The sequence below is a fragment of the Winogradskyella luteola genome, from assembly GCF_019203985.1.
Taxonomy (GTDB): domain Bacteria; phylum Bacteroidota; class Bacteroidia; order Flavobacteriales; family Flavobacteriaceae; genus Winogradskyella; species Winogradskyella luteola.
In genome coordinates this window covers 21,847-40,453 of sequence record NZ_JAGSPD010000014.1, presented here as the reverse complement: position 1 = coordinate 40,453, position 18,607 = coordinate 21,847, and the positions used below count along the sequence as shown (strand labels likewise).

The window sequence follows — 18,607 nt, the reverse complement described above, 5'->3', positions numbered from 1 at the left end:
ACAATGAAGTTATTAAGATTTCGTGTAGGAGGCACGGCTGTGGGTGAATCAAATCAAAATTTAAAAAATAATGCCTTTAAGATAGGTCTTCAAATTTCTAATGTTGGTGTATGGGATTGGAATACTGCCTCGAACGACATCTTCTACTCAGAAGAGTCCATTCAAATGCTTGGCTACAATGGCAAAGAATTTAAGAATAAGCCCGAAGAATGGGATAAACGTGTTCACCCAGACGATAAGGCTTCGTATTACAATATTTTTATACAGCACCTCAATGGGCTAAAAGATGTTTACGAACATGAATATAGAATTTTATGTAAGGATGGTCGTTACAAGTGGATATTAGATCAAGGCAAAGTTATTGATAGGGATAGTGCCGGAAACCCAATTCGTATTACAGGTACACATACTGATATTACCAGCAGAAAGAAAGCAGAAAATCAACTTAAAAAAAATCTTCAGCTCATTACAAATCAAAACAAAAGACTACACAACTTTACACATATTGTTTCTCATAACTTAAAAACACATATTGGCAATCTTAAAAATATTCTTGAGCTTTACGACGAAGCAGAAAGTGATAATGAACGAAAAGAGCTTTTAAACCATTTAAATACAGTTTCTGGATCGCTAACAAAAACGATAGTAAATCTTGATGATATCATTAGTATAAAATCTAAATCGGAAACCACTCAGTTAAATGAACCGATTGATCTATTTGAATGTACTGATAATATTATTGAGAGTCTTAAATTAGAAGGTTCTAAAAAATCAGTAAAACTATTTAATGCTCTGAAACCTAAAGATACATTGTTTACCAACAGAGCTTATTTAGAAAGCATTATATACAATCTTATATCTAATGGAATAAAATATGCCGATAATAAAAAATCCTCACAGGTGATTATAAGTTCTATTGATACAAGTGAAGCTATAAAAATTATCGTTGCTGATAACGGAATAGGCATTGACACAGATAAATATAAAAATCAATTATTTGAAATGTACCAGACCTTTCATGGTACAGACAGAAAAGATTCTAGTGGTATAGGATTATATTTAACACGAACTCAAGTTGAAGCTCTAGGAGGTACAATTGAAGTTGAAAGTAGGCTCAATGAGGGTTCAACTTTTACTTTAACCTTTAAAAAATAAAAGAGGCTGTCTGGAAAGTATTAAAACTGTCATTTTGAGCGCAGTCGAAAAATCTCAATTTATTAATAATCAGCATGTTGATTTCTTGAGATTCTTCATTTTCATTCAGAATGACACTTTTCAGACAGCATCTTTATTTTAGTAAATTATTGTATTTGATTATTTCGCAATATTTACCGCTCTAGTTTCCCTGATCACTGTAACCTTTACCTGTCCTGGATAGGTCATATCGGTTTGTATTTTCTGTGAAATCTCAAACGAAAGGCTCGCTGCTTTATCATCAGACACCTTTTCACTTTCTACGATAACGCGCAGTTCCCTACCCGCTTGTATGGCATAAGCTTTCTTAACACCGGTAAAACCGAAAGCTACATCTTCTAAATCCTTAAGACGTTGTATGTAAGAATCCAACACTTGTCTTCTGGCTCCAGGTCTTGCGCCAGAAATAGCATCACAAACCTGAATGATTGGTGATAACAGTGTTGTCATTTCTATCTCGTCGTGGTGAGCACCAATAGCATTGCATACTTCTGCTTTTTCACCATGCTTTTCTGCCCATTGCATTCCTAAAATAGCATGTGGAGTTTCAACATCAGTTTCAGATGATGGCACTTTACCAATATCGTGCAATAGACCTGCACGCTTAGCTAATTTAGGATTTAACCCTAATTCAGCAGCCATTACACCACAAAGTTTAGCAACTTCGCGAGAGTGCTGTAATAGGTTTTGCCCATAAGACGAGCGGTATTTCATTCGGCCTACCATTTTTATTAGTTCTGGATGTAATCCATGAATACCCAAATCGATAACTGTACGTTTACCTACTTCTATAATCTCTTGTTCAATTTGCTTCTGTGTTTTTCTTACGACCTCTTCGATTCTTGCTGGATGGATTCTGCCGTCTGTCACTAATTTATGTAGTGATAAACGCGCTATCTCACGCCTTACCGAGTCAAAGCAAGATAAAATAATGGCCTCTGGTGTATCGTCTACAATTATCTCAACACCTGTAGCAGCTTCGATAGCTCTAATATTCCTACCTTCTCTACCAATGATTCTACCCTTAACATCGTCTGACTCTATATTAAATACAGAGACACAATTATCAATAGCTTCTTCTGTACCAATGCGCTGAATGGTGTTTATAATAATTTTCTTAGCTTCCTGTTGGGCAGTTAACTTGGCCTCTTCTACCTTATCTTGAATAAAGCCCATAGCATCTGTCTTAGCTTCTTCTTTAAGAGATTCCACTAATTGTTCTTTGGCTTCTTCCGCAGATAACGATGATATAACTTCTAGCTGTTTTATTTGGCTTTTATGAGCTTTCTCAACCTCTTCTTTTTTCTTATCTAAAAACTCAAGTCTAAAATCGTAATCCTTTATTTTACTGTCTAAAGACTGATTTGATTTTTTAGCTCTTGAAAGTTCATTGGAAATTTGAGATTCTTTATCTCTTATACGCTTTTCGGCTTCTGCCATTTTTTTATCACGAGAAAGAATAACTTTTTCGTGTTCAGCTTTAAGCTCTATAAACTTTTCCTTTGCCTGAAGTATTTTATCTTTCTTTAACGCTTCTGCATCTTTCTTAGCCTGCTTTAAGATTGATTTAGATTCGTTTTCTGCATTAGCAATTAGCTTTGAAGCTTTGCCTTTTTCTAATGATTTTGCGATTATATAGCCTAGTATTAGACCTAATACTATTCCTCCAACAATATATAAAATTGTGTTAGTGTCCATTTTAGTTATTTAGTTTAGTATAATTTGATTTTTAATCAAAAAGGCCCCAATCTAAAATTGGGATAAGTACAATTAAGTTCAAAAATTTAAAGTTGTACAAAAAAAAAGCCTACATCAGTTTTCGGTTTTGTATAAACTCCTTAAAAACAAGTTTAGGGCTAACAAGCTGATCAAAAATCTGCCTGAGATACTTTAGAGACTGAAATAAATTCAGCATAAAGCACTAGCAGCACGGTTTTACAACTTCAACTCACCCTTTTTAAAGAATTAACGTTGAGTTTATCAAAAAATGAAACTAATGTAGGCAGTAACCTTTTATTTTAAAGAACGTACGAGCTATAGGTGCTGTTTTAGAAGTTCGTCTAAAGCTTCTAACTTTTCTTGGACTTCTTCATTCACATACTCTTTATCTATTGACTTTTGCTCCACTTGAGCCGCAAATTGTAAAGCGCACATGGCTAATACATCTTGCTTATCTCTTACAGAGTAATTCTGCTCAAATTGCCCAATCATGACCTCAATTTTTTTTGTGGCTTTTCTTAGACCTTCTTCTTGCTTAGGATTAATTGTTAAAGGATAAACCCTATTGGCAATTGAAAGCTTAATTTTTAATTGATTTGACATTTAGTCTTACTAATTTACAACTTTATTCTGAGAGTTGACCTATACAATGGTCAATATCTCTGATAAGTGCATTTATTTTGAGCTTTGTTTCTCGTTTATTTTCGTCACTACCAAGCATTGAATTTGCTATTTTGAGTGTTTCATACTTTTCTGCCCAAGAGGCTATTTCTTCTTGTTGGCTAAGAAGTTCTTGCTGTTGCTTTTTTAATTGTTCAGAGAGATTGGTATTGGTCTGCTTTAAGACCTCTTGCTTGTGTAAAACCTTACTGATTTTATTCTCTAAAGCATCAACAATGTCTTCTATTTTACTCATTAAAGTAATTCAATACTGTTGAAACAAAGTTAACATACCTGATGAAAAAACACAATTCTTTTACAATTATTTTTCATCTTCATAATAGCTACACAATTAATACGTTAAGAAAAATAATACAGTTTTAGCATTTGCAAATCTTAATCAAATTGATATTTTAGCTGAATCAGATAACTTATGAAAAAAATTTTACTCTTTTTTTTAATTACAAGCTCAGTATATGCGCAATCCGAATATCCTCAAGATTATTTTAGGAACCCTCTAGATATTACCTTGGTGCTTTCTGGTACGTTTGGAGAATTACGATCTTCACACTTTCATGCAGGTTTAGATATTAAGACGCAACAAAAACAGGGTTTAAAGGTGTATGCCTCTGCCGAAGGCTATGTGAGCAGAATAAAAATTTCGCATTACGGATATGGTAAAGCCATATACATTACGCATCCAAATGGTTATACAACAGTTTATGGACATCTTCAAAAGCTTTCAGAACGTTTAGAAAAGTATATTAAAGATTGCCAATACGAAAAGGAAAGTTTTGAAGTTGAAGTATTCCCAAGTGCTAATGAACTCGTAATTGCTCCAGACGAGGTTATTGGCTACTCAGGCAACACAGGTAGCTCTGGCGGACCGCACTTACATTTTGAAATCAGAGATAATCAAGAACGTCCTATCAACCCAATGCTTTTTGGTATAAATGTAAAAGACACTAAACAGCCTTTTGTTTCAGCAGTTTACGCTTATCCTAAGGACGAAAATGCCATTATCAATGGTAAAAACAAACGTGTACCGTTACGATTAATACCACAGAAAAGTGATTATTACGAAGTTGAAAAAATTACGGCGTATGGTAATATCGGTTTCGGGATAACCTCTTACGACAAACAAGATTTAGCACCAAACAATAATGGAGTAAGCAATATTCAAACATTTTTTAATGGCAATAAAAGTCTAGAAATAGATTTTAAAAGGTTTAGTTTTGCTGAAGCCAAGCACATTAAGCGTTTGATTGATTATGAATATTTTAAAACCAAACGTTCTAGAATTCAAAAGTTATTTATTCAAAAAAATAATCCATTAAGCCTATATAAAAATGCTTATGATAATGGCTACATAAATGTTGAAGACAGCACATCTTCAGTCTACAAAGTAAGAATTAGGGATTTTAACAATAACGAAACATGGATAAACATCCCTGTAACTGGAAAGAAAGAGAAACTTGAAAATAGTTTAGAGAACGATGCTTCTGAAATGTCTTTGGTTTACAGCGGCCAACCTACTACCCTACAATCTGGTAATGTCACTGTAGAATTTTATGAAAACACGTTATATGAAGATGCTTTAATCGATTTTAAGGTGAGTTCAGACACGCTTCATCTACATGAAGATAAAATCCCGCTTCAAAAAAACTTTTACATCAACTATGATCTAAGTCGTTACAAAGCAGAGCATTTAGACAAGATTTTTATTGCAAGATTATATGGATATTACAAAAAACCAAGTTATGTGCGTACCAAGCGCAAGGGTAATGTTCTAAGTGCCGGCAGTAAAACATTTGGTACCTATACTTTGGCAATGGACACGGTATCACCTACAATTACGCCTGTTAATTTTCAAGACAAAAAATGGTTGAGCAAATACAGATACCTTAAAGTGAAAATTGATGACGAGTTATCAGGAATTAGTAAGTACAGAGCCACCGTAAACGGAAAATGGATCTTAATGGAGTATGATTACAAAACCAAAATGCTTGTACACGATTTTAACGATAACATCGTTAAGGATACAAAGAACGAATTAAAGATAATTGTTACCGATAATGTTGGAAATAGTTCTACATTTGAAGCAACATTTTTTAGAAAATAATTAAATAGATCTTAGACCGCTACACTATTTAGAAACAAGAACAAAAACAATTTGGTTCGATTTCTAAGGTTTGGCTTCTAAAACCTAACTAAAAATCTAATATTTGAAACGCTTACATTTCATTATCCTCTTAAGCTTGCTTTTTAGTGCATTTTCCTTTTCGCAATCCGCAACGATAAGAGGTGTCATCCTTGATGAGTTCAATAATCCCATAGAAAACGTAAACATTAAAGCTTCTTCTGGAGAAGGTACGGCGACAAATGCTAATGGCTTTTATGAACTAAAGATTCCTTCAGGAACCGAAGTTACTATTGAATTTACTCATGTTGGTCATAGTCGTGTAGTGCAAAAATTCAACTTAAAAAATGGTCAGGAATTAGAATTCAATCCTGTTATGTTAGTTGAAGTTGAGCAATTACCAGATGTTGTTATCAACAATAATACTAGAACAAGAATTGATGGTCTTGTTTCCATAGATCCAGCTACATTAAGAAACATAAAAGGTGCGCAGCCAGGTGTAGAAAATATTCTAAAGACCTTACCTGGTGTAAATATTTCTAATGAATTAAGTACACAGTACTCAGTACGTGGTGGAAATTTTGACGAAAACTTGGTGTATGTTAATGAGATAGAAGTCTACAGACCGTTTTTAATCCGTTCTGGAAACCAAGAAGGTTTAAGCTTTGTAAATACGGATTTGGTTCAGAATGTAGATTTTTCAGCTGGTGGTTTTCAGGCTAAGTACGGGGATAAATTATCATCGGTATTAGATATAACATATAGAAATCCTGTGGCTTTTGGTATAAGAACCGATTTAAGCTTCTTAGGAGGAAGCGTTGCCGCAGAGGCCATTTCTAAAGACGGCAAGTTTTCTGGTATTGCTGGCGTACGCTACAGAGACAACAGTCTAATTTTAAACAATCTAGAAACCGAAGGTAACGTAGAACCTGTTTTCGCAGACGCCCAAACCTATTTAACCTATCGCTTTTCAGATAAGTTTCATTTAAATTTTCTTGGAAACATTTCTTTAAATCAATACAATTTTCAACCAGAGAACAGACAAACCAATTTCGGGACTTTACAAGAACCTGTGGCTTTGTTGGTATTTTATGAAGGCAACGAAGAAGATCAGTACCAGACGTATTTTGGTGCTTTGAAGGCTAATTATTTTGTCAACGAAGATTTAACTTTAAAGTTTATTGGTTCCGCATACCATACTCTAGAACAAGAATATTTCGACATTTTTGCCCAATACCGTTTGGGTGAAGTTAACACTAATATTGGCGATGAAAATTTAGGTGAAGTAGAATTTAGCGAAGGCATTGGCTCACAATTAATACATGCTCGTAACGATTTGGATGCTTTTATTATTAATGCCGAACATCGTGGAGATTACAAAATTGATGAGGAAAGTACGGTTGAGTGGTCTGTAAAATACACACATGAAGATATTAGAGATCGCTTAGTGGAATATGAAATTATTGATTCTGCTGGATTCTCCATTAGACCACCAAACTTTAGCATCCCCAACCTTCAACCCTACCAACCATTTGAAGGTCCATTGACTGCTTTTGAAAATATTAGAGCACTCAATAGAGTGAAGATTGATCGTATACAAGCTTTTGCGCAGTATAGCAAGCGCACAGAATGGGGAGATAACGAGGTCTTTTATAATCTTGGTATTAGGGCACACAACTGGACTGTTAGTGGAGAAAACATTGAAAGCAACACCCAAACGGTTTTTAGTCCAAGAGCACAGTTTGCCATTAAACCCAACTGGGACAAGGATATGCTTTTTAGGGTTGCAGGTGGCTTATACTACCAACCTCCTTTTTATAGAGAGTTAAGAGATTCTTCTGGTGTAGTACAACCCAATGTAAAAGCGCAGAAATCATTTCATATTGTATTAGGCAACGAATACAGTTTTAAGATTTGGGATAGACCTTTTAAACTTGTTACTGAAGCGTACTACAAAGGGTTAACCGACGTTAATCCTTACACTTTAGAAAATGTAAGGATTCGATATAGGGCTAAAAATAATGCTACGGCTTATGCTTATGGATTGGATATGAGATTAAATGGTGAGTTTGTACCTGGTACGGAATCGTGGTTTAGTTTTGGTTATCTAAAAACTGAAGAGAATATAGATAATCGCGGGTATATCTCAAGGCCAACAGACCAGCGTTTAAAGTTTGGTGCTTTGTTTCAAGATTATGTGCCAAACATGCCCAATTTAAAGATGTATCTTAACTTGGTATATAATACTGGCGTACCTGGTGGTTCACCGAGTTATGCAGATCCTTATGATTTTCAGATACGTTTGCGTGATTACAGACGTGCAGATTTAGGTATTTCACTAGAGTTGGTCAATCCTACAAAAACATACAATGCACGTTGGAAAAAGAAGTTTAAAGAACTCTCTCTTGGTTTTGAAATCTATAACATGTTTAACAATCAAAACACTATTACCAATACTTGGGTAAGAGATGTCTATACCAAACGTCAATTTGCTATTCCTAACTTTTTAACACCACGTGTTTTTAATTTAAGATTGTCGGCTAGATTTTGATTATATCGAAATATTTGATGAAACTACCGAATTTCTCGTTCTATAACTGTAAGAATAGTATTGAATTTCATAAATTTGCAATCATATAATACACTCTAGGTTACCCTATCTAAGCTATAGTTATAAATTTATTAAGCATGAAATACACCCCGATTGCGTGCCTAATGCTATGTTTTAGTATAGCTTCAGCACAATCCGATTTATTTGTAAGTAACGGTAGTTATGTCTATGTAGACGGTACTGCTTTTACAAGTGGACCGACTACGGCACCACTATTTGTAACTGATGATATTAGCCTTGAAAACAACAGTCATATTTATTTGCGCAACGAGGCACAATTGATACAAGGCGATTTAACCGCGCCTACTGGCAATTCTGGCGAAGGTAAACTCAGTATATACCAAACAGGTACGGTTAATCAATGGAGCTATAACTACTGGTGTTCACCCGTGGGCAATAACTCTACACTTAGTGGTAATGAAACAAGTAGAGTAAATTTATTGAATGATGTAGATGGACTTATAACATCCGTGCCAGCATTGTTTACTGGTGGTCTTAATGGTAGTGCATCCCCTTTAACGATTTCTAACCGTTGGTTATACACTTATGAAACATCGTCTAATTATTCAGATTGGGTGTATGTAGGTGAAAGTGGTGCAATAGATCCAGGTTTAGGGTTTACCATGAAAGGTAATGGTACTGCAACTACAGGAAGTCAAGTTTATGACTTTAGAGGTAAGCCGAATAACGGAACGATAACAAATCCTGTTTCTAATGGTAATTTTACACTGGTTGGTAATCCGTACCCAAGTGCTATGGATTCTGCTGCTTTTATACACGATTCGGACAACGTTAACGAAATAATCGGAACCCTTTTTTACTGGGAACAAGATGGTACCGTAGCTTCTCATAATGTAACAGATTACATCGGTGGTTATCACGAATTCACAATTGATGCTTTTGGTACAATAATATCAAACGCTTTTGCTCAATTCGAAACCTATGATGGTGCTGGTAACACAGTAGGTATACCTCCTGGCCCTCCTGGTGGCACAAAACAAGCAAGACGCTATATTCCAATAGGACAGGGTTTTATGGTTGAAGGGCGAACTGGTACTACAAATGTGGTGACTACAAAAAACTCTCATCGTGTTTTTCAAAAAGAAGGAGCAAATAGTTATTTCTTTAGAGGTGCTAATGTTGCAAATACAAACTCTAATGCAGATGTAGACTACCAAGACAATGGCTTACCTGTTGTCCCTGCGCATTGCCAAAGGTTTAGAATTAATATAGATTTTACTGTTAGTGAAGGGCAATATACAAGACAGCTTTTATTGAATTTTCTTGACAGTGCCACTTTTGGGGATGATAGAGGTCTAGAATTACATCGTTCAAATAATTTAGCTACAGATGCTTACTTTACCCAAAATGATGATATATACTCTGGTTTGGCATATCCTTTTGATGAAATGTTAACCATCCCATTGGTTATTGATGTAGAAAATCAACAGCCTTTACGTTTCAGGGTTTTTGATATTCAAAATTTTGATGATGCCCAAGACATATATATCCATGATATTGAAAATGAACTCTATGTAAATCTTAGAGAACAAGATTACGAGTTGAATATTGACCCCGGTAATTACGCTGAGCGTTTTGAAATAGTATTTGTACCTGGTGAATCTCTTAATATTGATGACTTTGAAATTAGTAAACTTACTATAAATCAAAATAATAGTTTGCGTCAACTTTCAGTTTTAAATCCTAACGGACTGAATGTGAAATCAATTGAGGTTTTTGATATTTCAGGTAAGAGAATGCTAAATAGCCTATATGATGGTGTTTCTGATCGATATAAATTGTCTACAGTTAATCTAAGTGATGCTGTTTATATCGTTAAAGTCATTTCTGACTCAAACATCGTAAAATCAGAAAAGATTATTGTTAAGAATTAACAAATTCCTTTAAGACATTTATAACATAGTCTAACTCATCTTTTGTGTTAAAAATACTAAAGGAGAAACGCACTGAAGGCTTTTTTAAGTTTTCATTATCAAGAATTGCTGTAAGCACATGAGATTGTTTACTACTTCCACTTTGGCATGCGCTACCTTTAGAACAGGCAATTCCTTTTAGGTCCAATTGAAATTGTAACATTGGTGCTTTTTCGGGTGCAATGGGCAAACACACATTGACTAGAGTATATGTACTATTTAAAACATCCTTACAACCTCCATTAAAGCTTACATTTTGTATACTACTCTCCAGTTGTTCAATAAAATACGTTTTTAAACCAGACACGTATGCTTTTTCAACATCTAGATTATTATAAGCCATTTTTAGCGCTTCGTCCATACCAACAATATTATGCACAGCTTCAGTGCCAGCTCTATAACCTCTCTCCTGCTCACCTCCAAAAATTAATGGTTTTAAACCAGATTCTTTCCTTACATAACAAAACCCAACACCTTTGGGGCCGTGAAATTTATGTGCGCTAGCTGCCATAAAATCAACAGTAATCTCCTTCAAGTCTAATTTAAAATGCCCAACAGATTGCACCATATCTGAATGAAAGAGTACATTATTGCGTTTACAAAGTCTAGCGACCTTAACGACATCCAAAATATTACCAACTTCGTTGTTAACATGCATCAAACTCACAATGGCTTTATCTGCATTATCTAACAACGTTTCCAAATGCTCATAGTCCACCAAGCCACAATCATCCAAATTGACAAAGTTCAATTTTATATTGTATTCACCCTTTAATTGCTCTGCGGTATGCAAAACTGCATGATGTTCAATTTTAGATGTAATGATTTCCGTAACACCTAAATCTCTCACGGCACTGCGCAGTGCTAAATTATCAGCTTCGGTCCCTCCAGAAGTAAACACAATTTCTGAAGCAGAGATGTTAAAGTGGCTCGCAATATTTTTTCTGCATTGCTCCAAAAGAGCTTTAGAAGCACGTCCAAAACCATGTGTTGATGACGCATTACCATAACTGTTCTGAAGTACATCTGTCATTCGCTCTATAACTTCTGGTCTTAAGGCCGTAGTAGCTGCATTGTCTAAATATACCTGCTTCATATGTAACTTAACTTTAATAGGTGTTGCAAAAATATCGTAAATAAAATTATTTGGATAATGCAACGTTATAATTTTACAAATCCGTTATTTTTGTTCAAATTTGAGTCTATGATACGTCGTTTATTTATATGTTTTTGTTTTCTAAGTTTAATCACCTGTGACGATGGTGATATTATAACTGTTGATTTAGAATTTGACCAAGTACTAGACCTTTGTACCAATAATACAGAATCCTTTTTAATATATGATTTGAGGGAAGACCCTAATGAGTCTTTATCATTGATAATACCTAGGGCAAATAATCAAGATTTTCCATATACGGAACCTACTCCTGTTGACATGCCAACAGAGTTAACTATCAATGGTTCGTCAATAAGATTTATATACAGAACCTACAATAGAGCTGTTGAGGATGGAGAGCTATGTGATCCTATTCCGCCAGCAAACCTAAATATTGTTGAAGATTACGAAGCCGATTCTGGTACAGTATATGTTACTGTGACAATAGAAGATGATGATGGTGATGGCATTCCCTCTGATTTAGAAAACAGAGGTGAGATGGATGAAAATGGCGATTACCCCAATGCACAAGATTGGGATAATGATGGAATTCCAGATTACCAAGATGAGGATGATGATAATGACAATGTACCAACCAGTCTTGAGATTGATACCGATGATTTAGATGGCGATGGTGACCCTACTACAAATCCATTAAATACTGATGGAGACGAGGACCCAGATTATTTAGATGAGGACGATGATAATGATGGTGTAGATACACGATTGGAAGATGATAGTGGTGAGAAAAATCCAAGAGCTAGCATTAACGAAGTTGTAGATACTGAGGGTATGGATGTTTATAGATATTTATATTCTGAAGCAGATGATTCCTTTGCAGATTTAGGAGTAACTGATGATAATGAATATACAAGATCAGTAACAGTTAATTTTATGGTTACTGGTATTAATCTACAAATACTCTCATCAGAGCAAATTGATCTTGGTACATTAATTTATTCATTCGATGTAGAGCAAGAATGAGGCATATAATTATAACTACCCCTCAATATTCTGAAATATTCTAACCTCGGTAGCGCCCAAGCCGTAGGTTTTGTAATCGGCATCGTAGAACTTTACATTATTATATCTACCGAACAATGTTTCTAATTCTTGTCTAAGCACTCCTTCTCCTACTCCATGTATAAATACCATTTTCGGAATACGCTTTCTAATGGCAAATTCTAATTGTCTACGGGCTGTATCTAACTGTAGATTGAGCATATCAAAATTGGTCATGCCTCTCGTGGAGTCTGTTAAATGATGGATGTGCAAATCAACTTCAAACTTAGGTGCGTTGCGCTCTTTGGGTTTTACAGCAGGCACATTTTTTCGTTTTGTAGTCTCTTTTTCCTTTTTTACAGCTTCAATATCAGAATTGTGAATGGCATTTTCCAAAGCATTTTTAGAATTGGAAATCATTAACTCATTGGCCTCGAACTGAAACTCAAAACCATCAGCATCTTCAATAGTTATAATATCTCCTGATGTTTTAATAACAGTTCCAGAAATGTTATCGTCAATGGTCTCAACACTATCTCCAATCTTAATCTTCATCTTCCTTTTCACTTTTAACAAAAGTCTCTTCGTCTTGCTTATCATACTTACTTGGAATATGCCTCGATATTCTATAGACACCAAACATGAGTAGTACGATGCCACCCATTAATAAATAGGTGTTTTGTTGTTCTTCTGCTTGTGCATAGATGGCAATGATGCCACCTGTAACTATACATATAAAACTTATAAGTCTAGATATATTCATTATGAAATAAGATTGCAGGTACAAAAATAAGGTTTTGAACAATTTAGAACAGCAATTATAAAATTATTAAGCAAAACCTTATTTTAGCATTATGTTTTTGGTACTTAAAGGACTTGATGATTACATGTTACCTTGCCTTAATAAGAAGTTATTTGGGTTTGACTGCATGGGTTGTGGGCTTCAACGTTCTATTGCATTTTTAATTGAAGGTCAATTTATTGATGCCTTTATTATGTATCCTGCTGTATATACGCTTATGGCATTATTAGGTTTTATAATCGTAAACAGTTTTAAAAATTTTAAAAAAGGAACTAAAATTATTACTATATTGGCTATTCTGAATGTGGTTACCATCATAGGCAATTACTTACTTAAACTTTATCTTAAATAAAATTAACAATGGAAGAAAAGAAACTCAACCCTGCAATAATTTATGTTTTATCTATTTTAGGTATTTTATGTTGTTGTATAGCGGGCTTAGGAATTATACCGTCAAGTATTGCTTATTTTATAGCAAAAAATAATTTAAAGCAAGTAAATGCTGACCCTGATGGTTATGACCAATCTCAGGTGAAATCAATGAATACTGCAAAAATTATTGCGTTAGTTGCAGTTATAATAAATGTCTTAATGATAATAAGAGTGATTTATGTAATTGCTACAGTTGGTTGGGATGAAATGTATGACGAATTTATGAGATCCTACCAAGAAGCACTAGAAGCCCAAGGTCAATAAACTTATAAAGATATATAGCAAAAAAGCGATTCTATGTAGAATCGCTTTTTTGCTATATAAAGAATCAACTTCTATTAGTCTTCAAACGCTTTTAAAGTCTTAATTATAATAGAAACACAATCTAATAACTGTTCTTCGCTCATTACCAAAGGAGGTGCAAAACGAATAATGTTACCATGTGTTGGCTTTGCCAATAATCCATTATCCCTTAGTTTTAAGCAAATATTCCATGCTGTATCACTGTCTTCGTCATCATTAATTACAATAGCATTTAACAAACCTTTACCTCTAACCAAATTTACGATAGATGAGGTTTCAATAAACTTATTCATCTCTGCTCTAAAAACTTTTCCGAGGTAATCTGCATTTTCGGCTAGTTTTTCTTCTTTCACAACCTCAAGTGCAGCAATAGCAACAGCAGCTGCAATAGGGTTTCCACCAAATGTACTTCCGTGATTTCCCGGTTGAATTACGTTCATTATTTCATTATTAGCCATTACAGCAGAGACAGGATATAAACCTCCACTTAATGCTTTACCAAGAATTAGTACATCTGGCTTTACATCTGGCGTACCAGAACAGTTCTTATCAGAACATGTACAATTACCACAACTTGCCAATAAACGGCCTGTGCGCGCAATACCCGTTTGTACTTCATCGGCTATAAATAAGACATTGTACTTTTCACAAAGTGCTTTAGCTTCTCTTAGGTAATTTTCGCTAGGTACGTAAACACCAGCCTCTCCTTGAATTGGCTCTACCATAAACCCAGCTATATTAGGGTTGGAACTTAAAACTGCTTCCAGTTCTTCTAGATTATCATACTCTACTTTTATGAATCCATTTGTGTAGGGGCCAAAATTCTTTCGTGCTACAGGATCGTTAGAAAACGAAATGATAGTTGTTGTTCTTCCGTGAAAGTTGTTTTTGCAAACAATAATTTCTGCTTTGTTCAAGTCTATACCTTTTACCTCATAAGCCCATTTTCTACAAAGTTTGATTGCAGTTTCCACGGCCTCGGCGCCTGAATTCATTGGCAACATCTTATCGAACTTAAAAAACTCAGTCGCATACTTTTCGTAGCGTCCAAGCATATCGTTATAAAATGCTCTTGAGGTTAATGTTAATCGTTGTGCCTGCTCAGTCATAGCATTCACAATTTTTGGGTGGCAATGCCCTTGGTTCAATGAAGAATACGCTGATAAAAAGTCGTAATACTTTTTGCCTTCGACATCCCAAACAAAAACACCGTCGCCTTTACTCAGTACTACTGGTAATGGGTGGTAATTTTGTGCTCCATACTTGTTTTCTAGTGCCATCGCCTCTTGCGATGAAATGTGGTCTAAAACAGCCATTTTAATATCGTTTTTAAATTAAAAAAATAACCATTCCTTATCTACCTTTATTCTTTCGAAGACTTTGCTCACAGAAACTTCTGAGTGAAGGTGAGGCCCGAAAAAGCAGCGTGGGAAAGAAATCATCCCTGAGAGCGTGCAAATTAATAAATAATCTGCTGTATATAAAACTTACTCAGAAATTTTTCCGGACAACGATGATACTTGCAGTTCTAACCGTTTTATTTCTCTGATAATGGCTTTCTTATCCATCTGCATCCAAGAGAATAGTTTTAACATAATAGATCCCATTAAACTTACGGTTCCAAAAACTCCCCATTTTATAAGATCATTGGTAGCTTCTACATTAAAGAATTGAATGGCGCAATAAATAAAGATTCCGAAAAAGATGAGTTGTACCATACTCATCATATAAACAATCCAGCTGTTTTTACCAGAAAAAATTCCTGATACCATCTGCCATAAATTTTGTTCTTCTAAGTCATCATAAAACTTTGCCTCTTCTTCTGTTAGTGTTTCTTTAATTAAACGATCTATGTCTTCCATATTAGTTTTCATCTCAAAAATTTATTTTGTTGTTCTCATGAAAATGAGAAACAGTTAATATTCATTTTATTTTTATACGCATCTCAACTGTACTTTGACTGCGCTCAGTATGACACTATCAATGTGACAGACGTTAATTATTAAAATTTATCTTTATTAAGATATAGTTCTGCTTTCAATTTTTCTCTAGCGTGAAACAGTCTGGACTTTGCTGTTCCTACCGATATACCCAGTAAATCACTTATCTGCTTTAAACTATACGATTCTAAATAAAACAATTTAATTACTTTCTTTTGCCCAATGGGCAAGGCATTTATAGCTTTTAAGACAATTTGCCTCAATTCTTCATTTTCTGAATATGTGCTAGTTGAGCCTTCAATATTTAAATCGTGTACAACTATTTTATTCTGCTTTTTAGATTGTAATCGCAACCAATCTGTTGACTTATTGCATACAATTCTATATGCCCAATATCTAAACTGCTTTGGCTCTTTAAGCTTATCTATTTTATTTATAATTATTGCCCAACTGTCTTGTGCTATATCTTTTGCAGCATCTTTATCCTTTACTAACCAATACGCTTTATCACAAAACAACCTATGCCATCGTTTCACCAAAGTTGCAAGAGCTCTTTTATCACCAGCTTTGTAGGCATTCACTAATTTTTCATCTATGTGGTAATCTGTTTTCAATTAGCTATACTTGGTTTGAAATGATGTTCTCTTGTAAGCCTCTCTTAAAAATCTTACCCAAAAGTTATATCTGCTTTCTTTTTTGGTTTCTGTAAAATGATTTTCAACTTTGTCAAAAGCCTCCTCAATCAATGCATTATGAAGCCACTTCACCATAAAAACCCAAAGCAATAATGCTTTAAAAGACGTTTGCATTTTTATTTCATGAAATATTTCTGAAGAGGTATCATCAATTCCTTTAATTTTCAACTTATGTGTTCCATTAAATCCTTCAGGTTTAGAAAACTCGAATTTAATATAGTCTCCTAATTCAAACTCAGTAATCGTATAGCGAATTCGACCATGACCACCTTTGCTTCCCACCTTCAAACCATCATTAAATCTTATAGCTGGCCAGTTTTCGTAAGGCCACACCAAATCCTCTGAGCTAGCTAAAGTCTTCAATAATTCTGAAACTTTTTCTTTAGGCTCATGGATAACTCTTTTATGAAAATTTACCACTTGCATACTCTAAAGACGAAGAAGGTTTAAAAAGGTTCAATTTATTTTCAAACTTTTTAAAGATAGTCTAAAATGCGACTATATTTGCACTCTAATTGACAATACATGCCAAGACGAGAACGCAACAAATTTGTTAAACGCGGACAAATTATTGAAATTTTAATCGAAGATTATGCCTTTGGTGGCAAGGGAATTGGCCGTATTCGTAATGAGCATGGTGAATTTGTTGTGTTTGTTCCCAATACACTTCCTGGTCAATTGGTAAAAGCTCAGGTAAAAAAATCGAGTAAAAAATATGCTGAGTGTAAATTGATCGATGTTTTAAAAGCATCTGACGATGAAGTTGAAATGCACTACCAAGATATTCCCGGAGCACCCTACATTCAATTACCATTAGAAAGGCAGCATCACTATAAAAAACAAAGCACACTAGAACTGTTTAAGCGTATCGGCAAGGTTACAGATATAGAAGAAAAGTTTGATGAATTTATAAAATCACCCAATACCTTCCATTATCGCAATAAAATGGAATATGGTTTTTCTGCAATTGGTTACGATAGAGACCAAAAAACCGATGTCGACGAATTTACTCTTGGGTTTAAAAGACGTGGTCTTTGGTGGTGTGGTGAAAACCTAAACAAAGACTCAGGATTATTTGATGCCGAATTGGAGAATCACCTTAAAGCCATAAGACAGTATTGTGAAGCGACTGGCTTAGCTCCTTGGCATGGACCAAAAAAAGAAGGTTTTTTTAGATATTTTGTAGTTCGTAAGTCGTACAAGACTAACAAGCTGTTATTTAATTTAGTAACGACATCTTATGATTTACCAAAATTTAATTTAAATGAATTTGCTAATTATTTGGTTAAATTATTTGGGAATAGAGTCGCTGGATTGCTTCATACTATTAATGATGAAGTTGGTGATCGCACTATAGCTACCAACGGAAACATAAATCTTGTTTATGGTGAGGATAAAATTGTTGAAGAATTATTAGACTTAAATTTTGAAATCAGCATGAAAAGCTTTTTTCAAACCAATCCTAAGTGTGCAGAAAAATTATATTCTAAAGTCGTAGATTACGCTTTAGAAAATAAAGATGCTGTAGATAATACTGTGGTTTTGGACTTGTTTTGCGGTACTGGTACAATAGGACAAATCTTAGCGAGTAAAGCTAATAATACTAAAATTGTAGGTGTAGATATTGTGGCTTCCGCTATTGAAGATGCTAAAGAAAATGCCAAACGTAACCATATTAAAGGTTTAAAATTTTACGCATCCGATGTTGGTAAGTTTTTAAACGAGCACCCAGAATACACTAACAAAATTAGAACTATTATTTTAGACCCAGCAAGAGCTGGTATAGCACCTAAAACCCTTAAAAAAATAATAAACCTTAATGCAGAACGTTTGGTTTACGTATCTTGTAATCCTGCTACGCAAGCCAGAGATACAGAGCAATTGATGCAAGCAGGATATAATATAAAAAAGTTAAGTTTAGTTGACCAGTTTCCACACACAGCGCATATAGAAACTGTGGTTTTGTTTGAAACTCTTAACGGGCATTTAACAAATAATTCTAACTAAATTATAAACTGA

Annotated in this window: 18 protein-coding genes and 1 other RNA gene; 8 read left to right on the top strand and 11 right to left on the bottom strand. The window is 34.5% G+C overall.

All coding sequences use genetic code 11. From position 1 onward, the window contains the following. Window positions 1-3: 3 nt before the first annotated feature. Window positions 4-1,155, top strand: coding sequence for a sensor histidine kinase (locus KCG49_RS14260; protein WP_218547447.1), 1,152 nt, complete (start codon window positions 4-6; stop codon window positions 1,153-1,155). A 159-nt stretch (window positions 1,156-1,314) separates the two neighbouring features. Here KCG49_RS14260 and rny read toward each other — a convergent pair whose 3' ends face one another. The 4 genes from rny to KCG49_RS14240 form a co-directional block, all read right to left on the bottom strand. Next, the gene (gene rny, locus KCG49_RS14255) at window positions 1,315-2,892 is read right to left on the bottom strand and encodes a ribonuclease Y (RefSeq protein WP_218547446.1); all 1,578 of its coding nucleotides are present in this window, start codon (window positions 2,890-2,892) and stop codon (window positions 1,315-1,317) included. Window positions 2,893-3,025: 133 nt separating this feature from the next. Then, window positions 3,026-3,171, bottom strand: a non-coding RNA gene (ssrS, locus tag KCG49_RS14250) — 6S RNA. A 57-nt stretch (window positions 3,172-3,228) separates the two neighbouring features. Next, on the bottom strand, window positions 3,229-3,516 hold the full coding sequence (locus KCG49_RS14245) for a cell division protein ZapA (RefSeq protein WP_218547444.1): 288 nt from the start codon (window positions 3,514-3,516) through the stop codon (window positions 3,229-3,231). A 22-nt stretch (window positions 3,517-3,538) separates the two neighbouring features. Continuing rightward, a complete protein-coding gene (locus tag KCG49_RS14240) occupies window positions 3,539-3,829 on the bottom strand; it encodes a coiled-coil domain-containing protein (protein ID WP_218547442.1) in 291 nt (96 codons plus the stop codon). 177 nt (window positions 3,830-4,006) lie between these two features. Between KCG49_RS14240 and KCG49_RS14235 the strand changes: the two genes are divergently transcribed. The 3 genes from KCG49_RS14235 to KCG49_RS14225 all read left to right on the top strand — a co-directional run bounded on the left by KCG49_RS14235 (window position 4,007) and on the right by KCG49_RS14225 (window position 10,219). Further along, window positions 4,007-5,695 (top strand): M23 family metallopeptidase, encoded by a 1,689-nt coding sequence (locus tag KCG49_RS14235; protein ID WP_218547440.1) that lies wholly within the window; start codon window positions 4,007-4,009, stop codon window positions 5,693-5,695. 103 nt (window positions 5,696-5,798) lie between these two features. Further along, entirely contained in the window at window positions 5,799-8,264 is a 2,466-nt protein-coding gene (locus KCG49_RS14230) for a TonB-dependent receptor (RefSeq protein ID WP_218547439.1), read from the top strand. Window positions 8,265-8,401: 137 nt separating this feature from the next. Continuing rightward, the gene (locus KCG49_RS14225) at window positions 8,402-10,219 is read left to right on the top strand and encodes a T9SS type A sorting domain-containing protein (RefSeq protein WP_218547437.1); all 1,818 of its coding nucleotides are present in this window, start codon (window positions 8,402-8,404) and stop codon (window positions 10,217-10,219) included. Here KCG49_RS14225 and KCG49_RS14220 read toward each other — a convergent pair. After that, entirely contained in the window at window positions 10,209-11,354 is a 1,146-nt protein-coding gene (locus KCG49_RS14220; protein WP_218547435.1) for a cysteine desulfurase family protein, read from the bottom strand. The two genes, KCG49_RS14225 and KCG49_RS14220, sit on opposite strands and share 11 nt — an antisense overlap. 108 nt (window positions 11,355-11,462) lie before the next feature. On the opposite strand from KCG49_RS14220, the gene KCG49_RS14215 reads away from it, so the two are divergent. Next, window positions 11,463-12,398 (top strand): hypothetical protein, encoded by a 936-nt coding sequence (locus KCG49_RS14215; RefSeq protein WP_218547434.1) that lies wholly within the window; start codon window positions 11,463-11,465, stop codon window positions 12,396-12,398. 15 nt (window positions 12,399-12,413) lie between these two features. Here KCG49_RS14215 and KCG49_RS14210 read toward each other — a convergent pair whose 3' ends face one another. After that, on the bottom strand, window positions 12,414-12,971 hold the full coding sequence (locus tag KCG49_RS14210) for a DUF8465 domain-containing protein (RefSeq protein WP_218547432.1): 558 nt from the start codon (window positions 12,969-12,971) through the stop codon (window positions 12,414-12,416). Continuing rightward, complete coding sequence (locus tag KCG49_RS14205; protein ID WP_218547431.1) at window positions 12,961-13,179, bottom strand: hypothetical protein; 219 nt, start codon at window positions 13,177-13,179, stop codon at window positions 12,961-12,963. Before KCG49_RS14205 ends, KCG49_RS14210 begins: the two co-directional genes overlap by 11 nt. A 91-nt stretch (window positions 13,180-13,270) precedes the next feature. Between KCG49_RS14205 and KCG49_RS14200 the strand changes: the two genes are divergently transcribed. Together KCG49_RS14200 and KCG49_RS14195 are read left to right on the top strand one after the other, a co-directional pair. Next, the gene (locus KCG49_RS14200; RefSeq protein WP_218547430.1) at window positions 13,271-13,570 is read left to right on the top strand and encodes a DUF2752 domain-containing protein; all 300 of its coding nucleotides are present in this window, start codon (window positions 13,271-13,273) and stop codon (window positions 13,568-13,570) included. A gap of 8 nt (window positions 13,571-13,578) precedes the next feature. Further along, complete coding sequence (locus KCG49_RS14195; protein ID WP_218547428.1) at window positions 13,579-13,914, top strand: CCC motif membrane protein; 336 nt, start codon at window positions 13,579-13,581, stop codon at window positions 13,912-13,914. 74 nt (window positions 13,915-13,988) lie between these two features. On the opposite strand, the gene rocD is transcribed toward KCG49_RS14195, so the two are convergent. The 4 genes from rocD to KCG49_RS14175 form a co-directional block, all read right to left on the bottom strand. Next, window positions 13,989-15,269, bottom strand: coding sequence for an ornithine--oxo-acid transaminase (gene rocD, locus KCG49_RS14190; RefSeq protein WP_218547426.1), 1,281 nt, complete (start codon window positions 15,267-15,269; stop codon window positions 13,989-13,991). Window positions 15,270-15,440: 171 nt separating this feature from the next. Then, complete coding sequence (locus tag KCG49_RS14185) at window positions 15,441-15,827, bottom strand: DUF6768 family protein (protein WP_218547424.1); 387 nt, start codon at window positions 15,825-15,827, stop codon at window positions 15,441-15,443. Window positions 15,828-15,955: 128 nt separating this feature from the next. Continuing rightward, window positions 15,956-16,507 (bottom strand): RNA polymerase sigma factor, encoded by a 552-nt coding sequence (locus tag KCG49_RS14180; RefSeq protein ID WP_218547422.1) that lies wholly within the window; start codon window positions 16,505-16,507, stop codon window positions 15,956-15,958. Then, window positions 16,508-17,014 carry a hypothetical protein gene (locus tag KCG49_RS14175; RefSeq protein WP_218547420.1) on the bottom strand — a complete coding sequence of 169 codons (507 nt, stop codon included), beginning with the start codon at window positions 17,012-17,014 and terminating at the stop codon, window positions 16,508-16,510. Between the two features lie 99 nt (window positions 17,015-17,113). Between KCG49_RS14175 and rlmD the strand changes: the two genes are divergently transcribed. Then, window positions 17,114-18,595 carry a 23S rRNA (uracil(1939)-C(5))-methyltransferase RlmD gene (rlmD, locus tag KCG49_RS14170; protein WP_218547418.1) on the top strand — a complete coding sequence of 494 codons (1,482 nt, stop codon included), beginning with the start codon at window positions 17,114-17,116 and terminating at the stop codon, window positions 18,593-18,595. Window positions 18,596-18,607 lie beyond the last annotated feature (12 nt).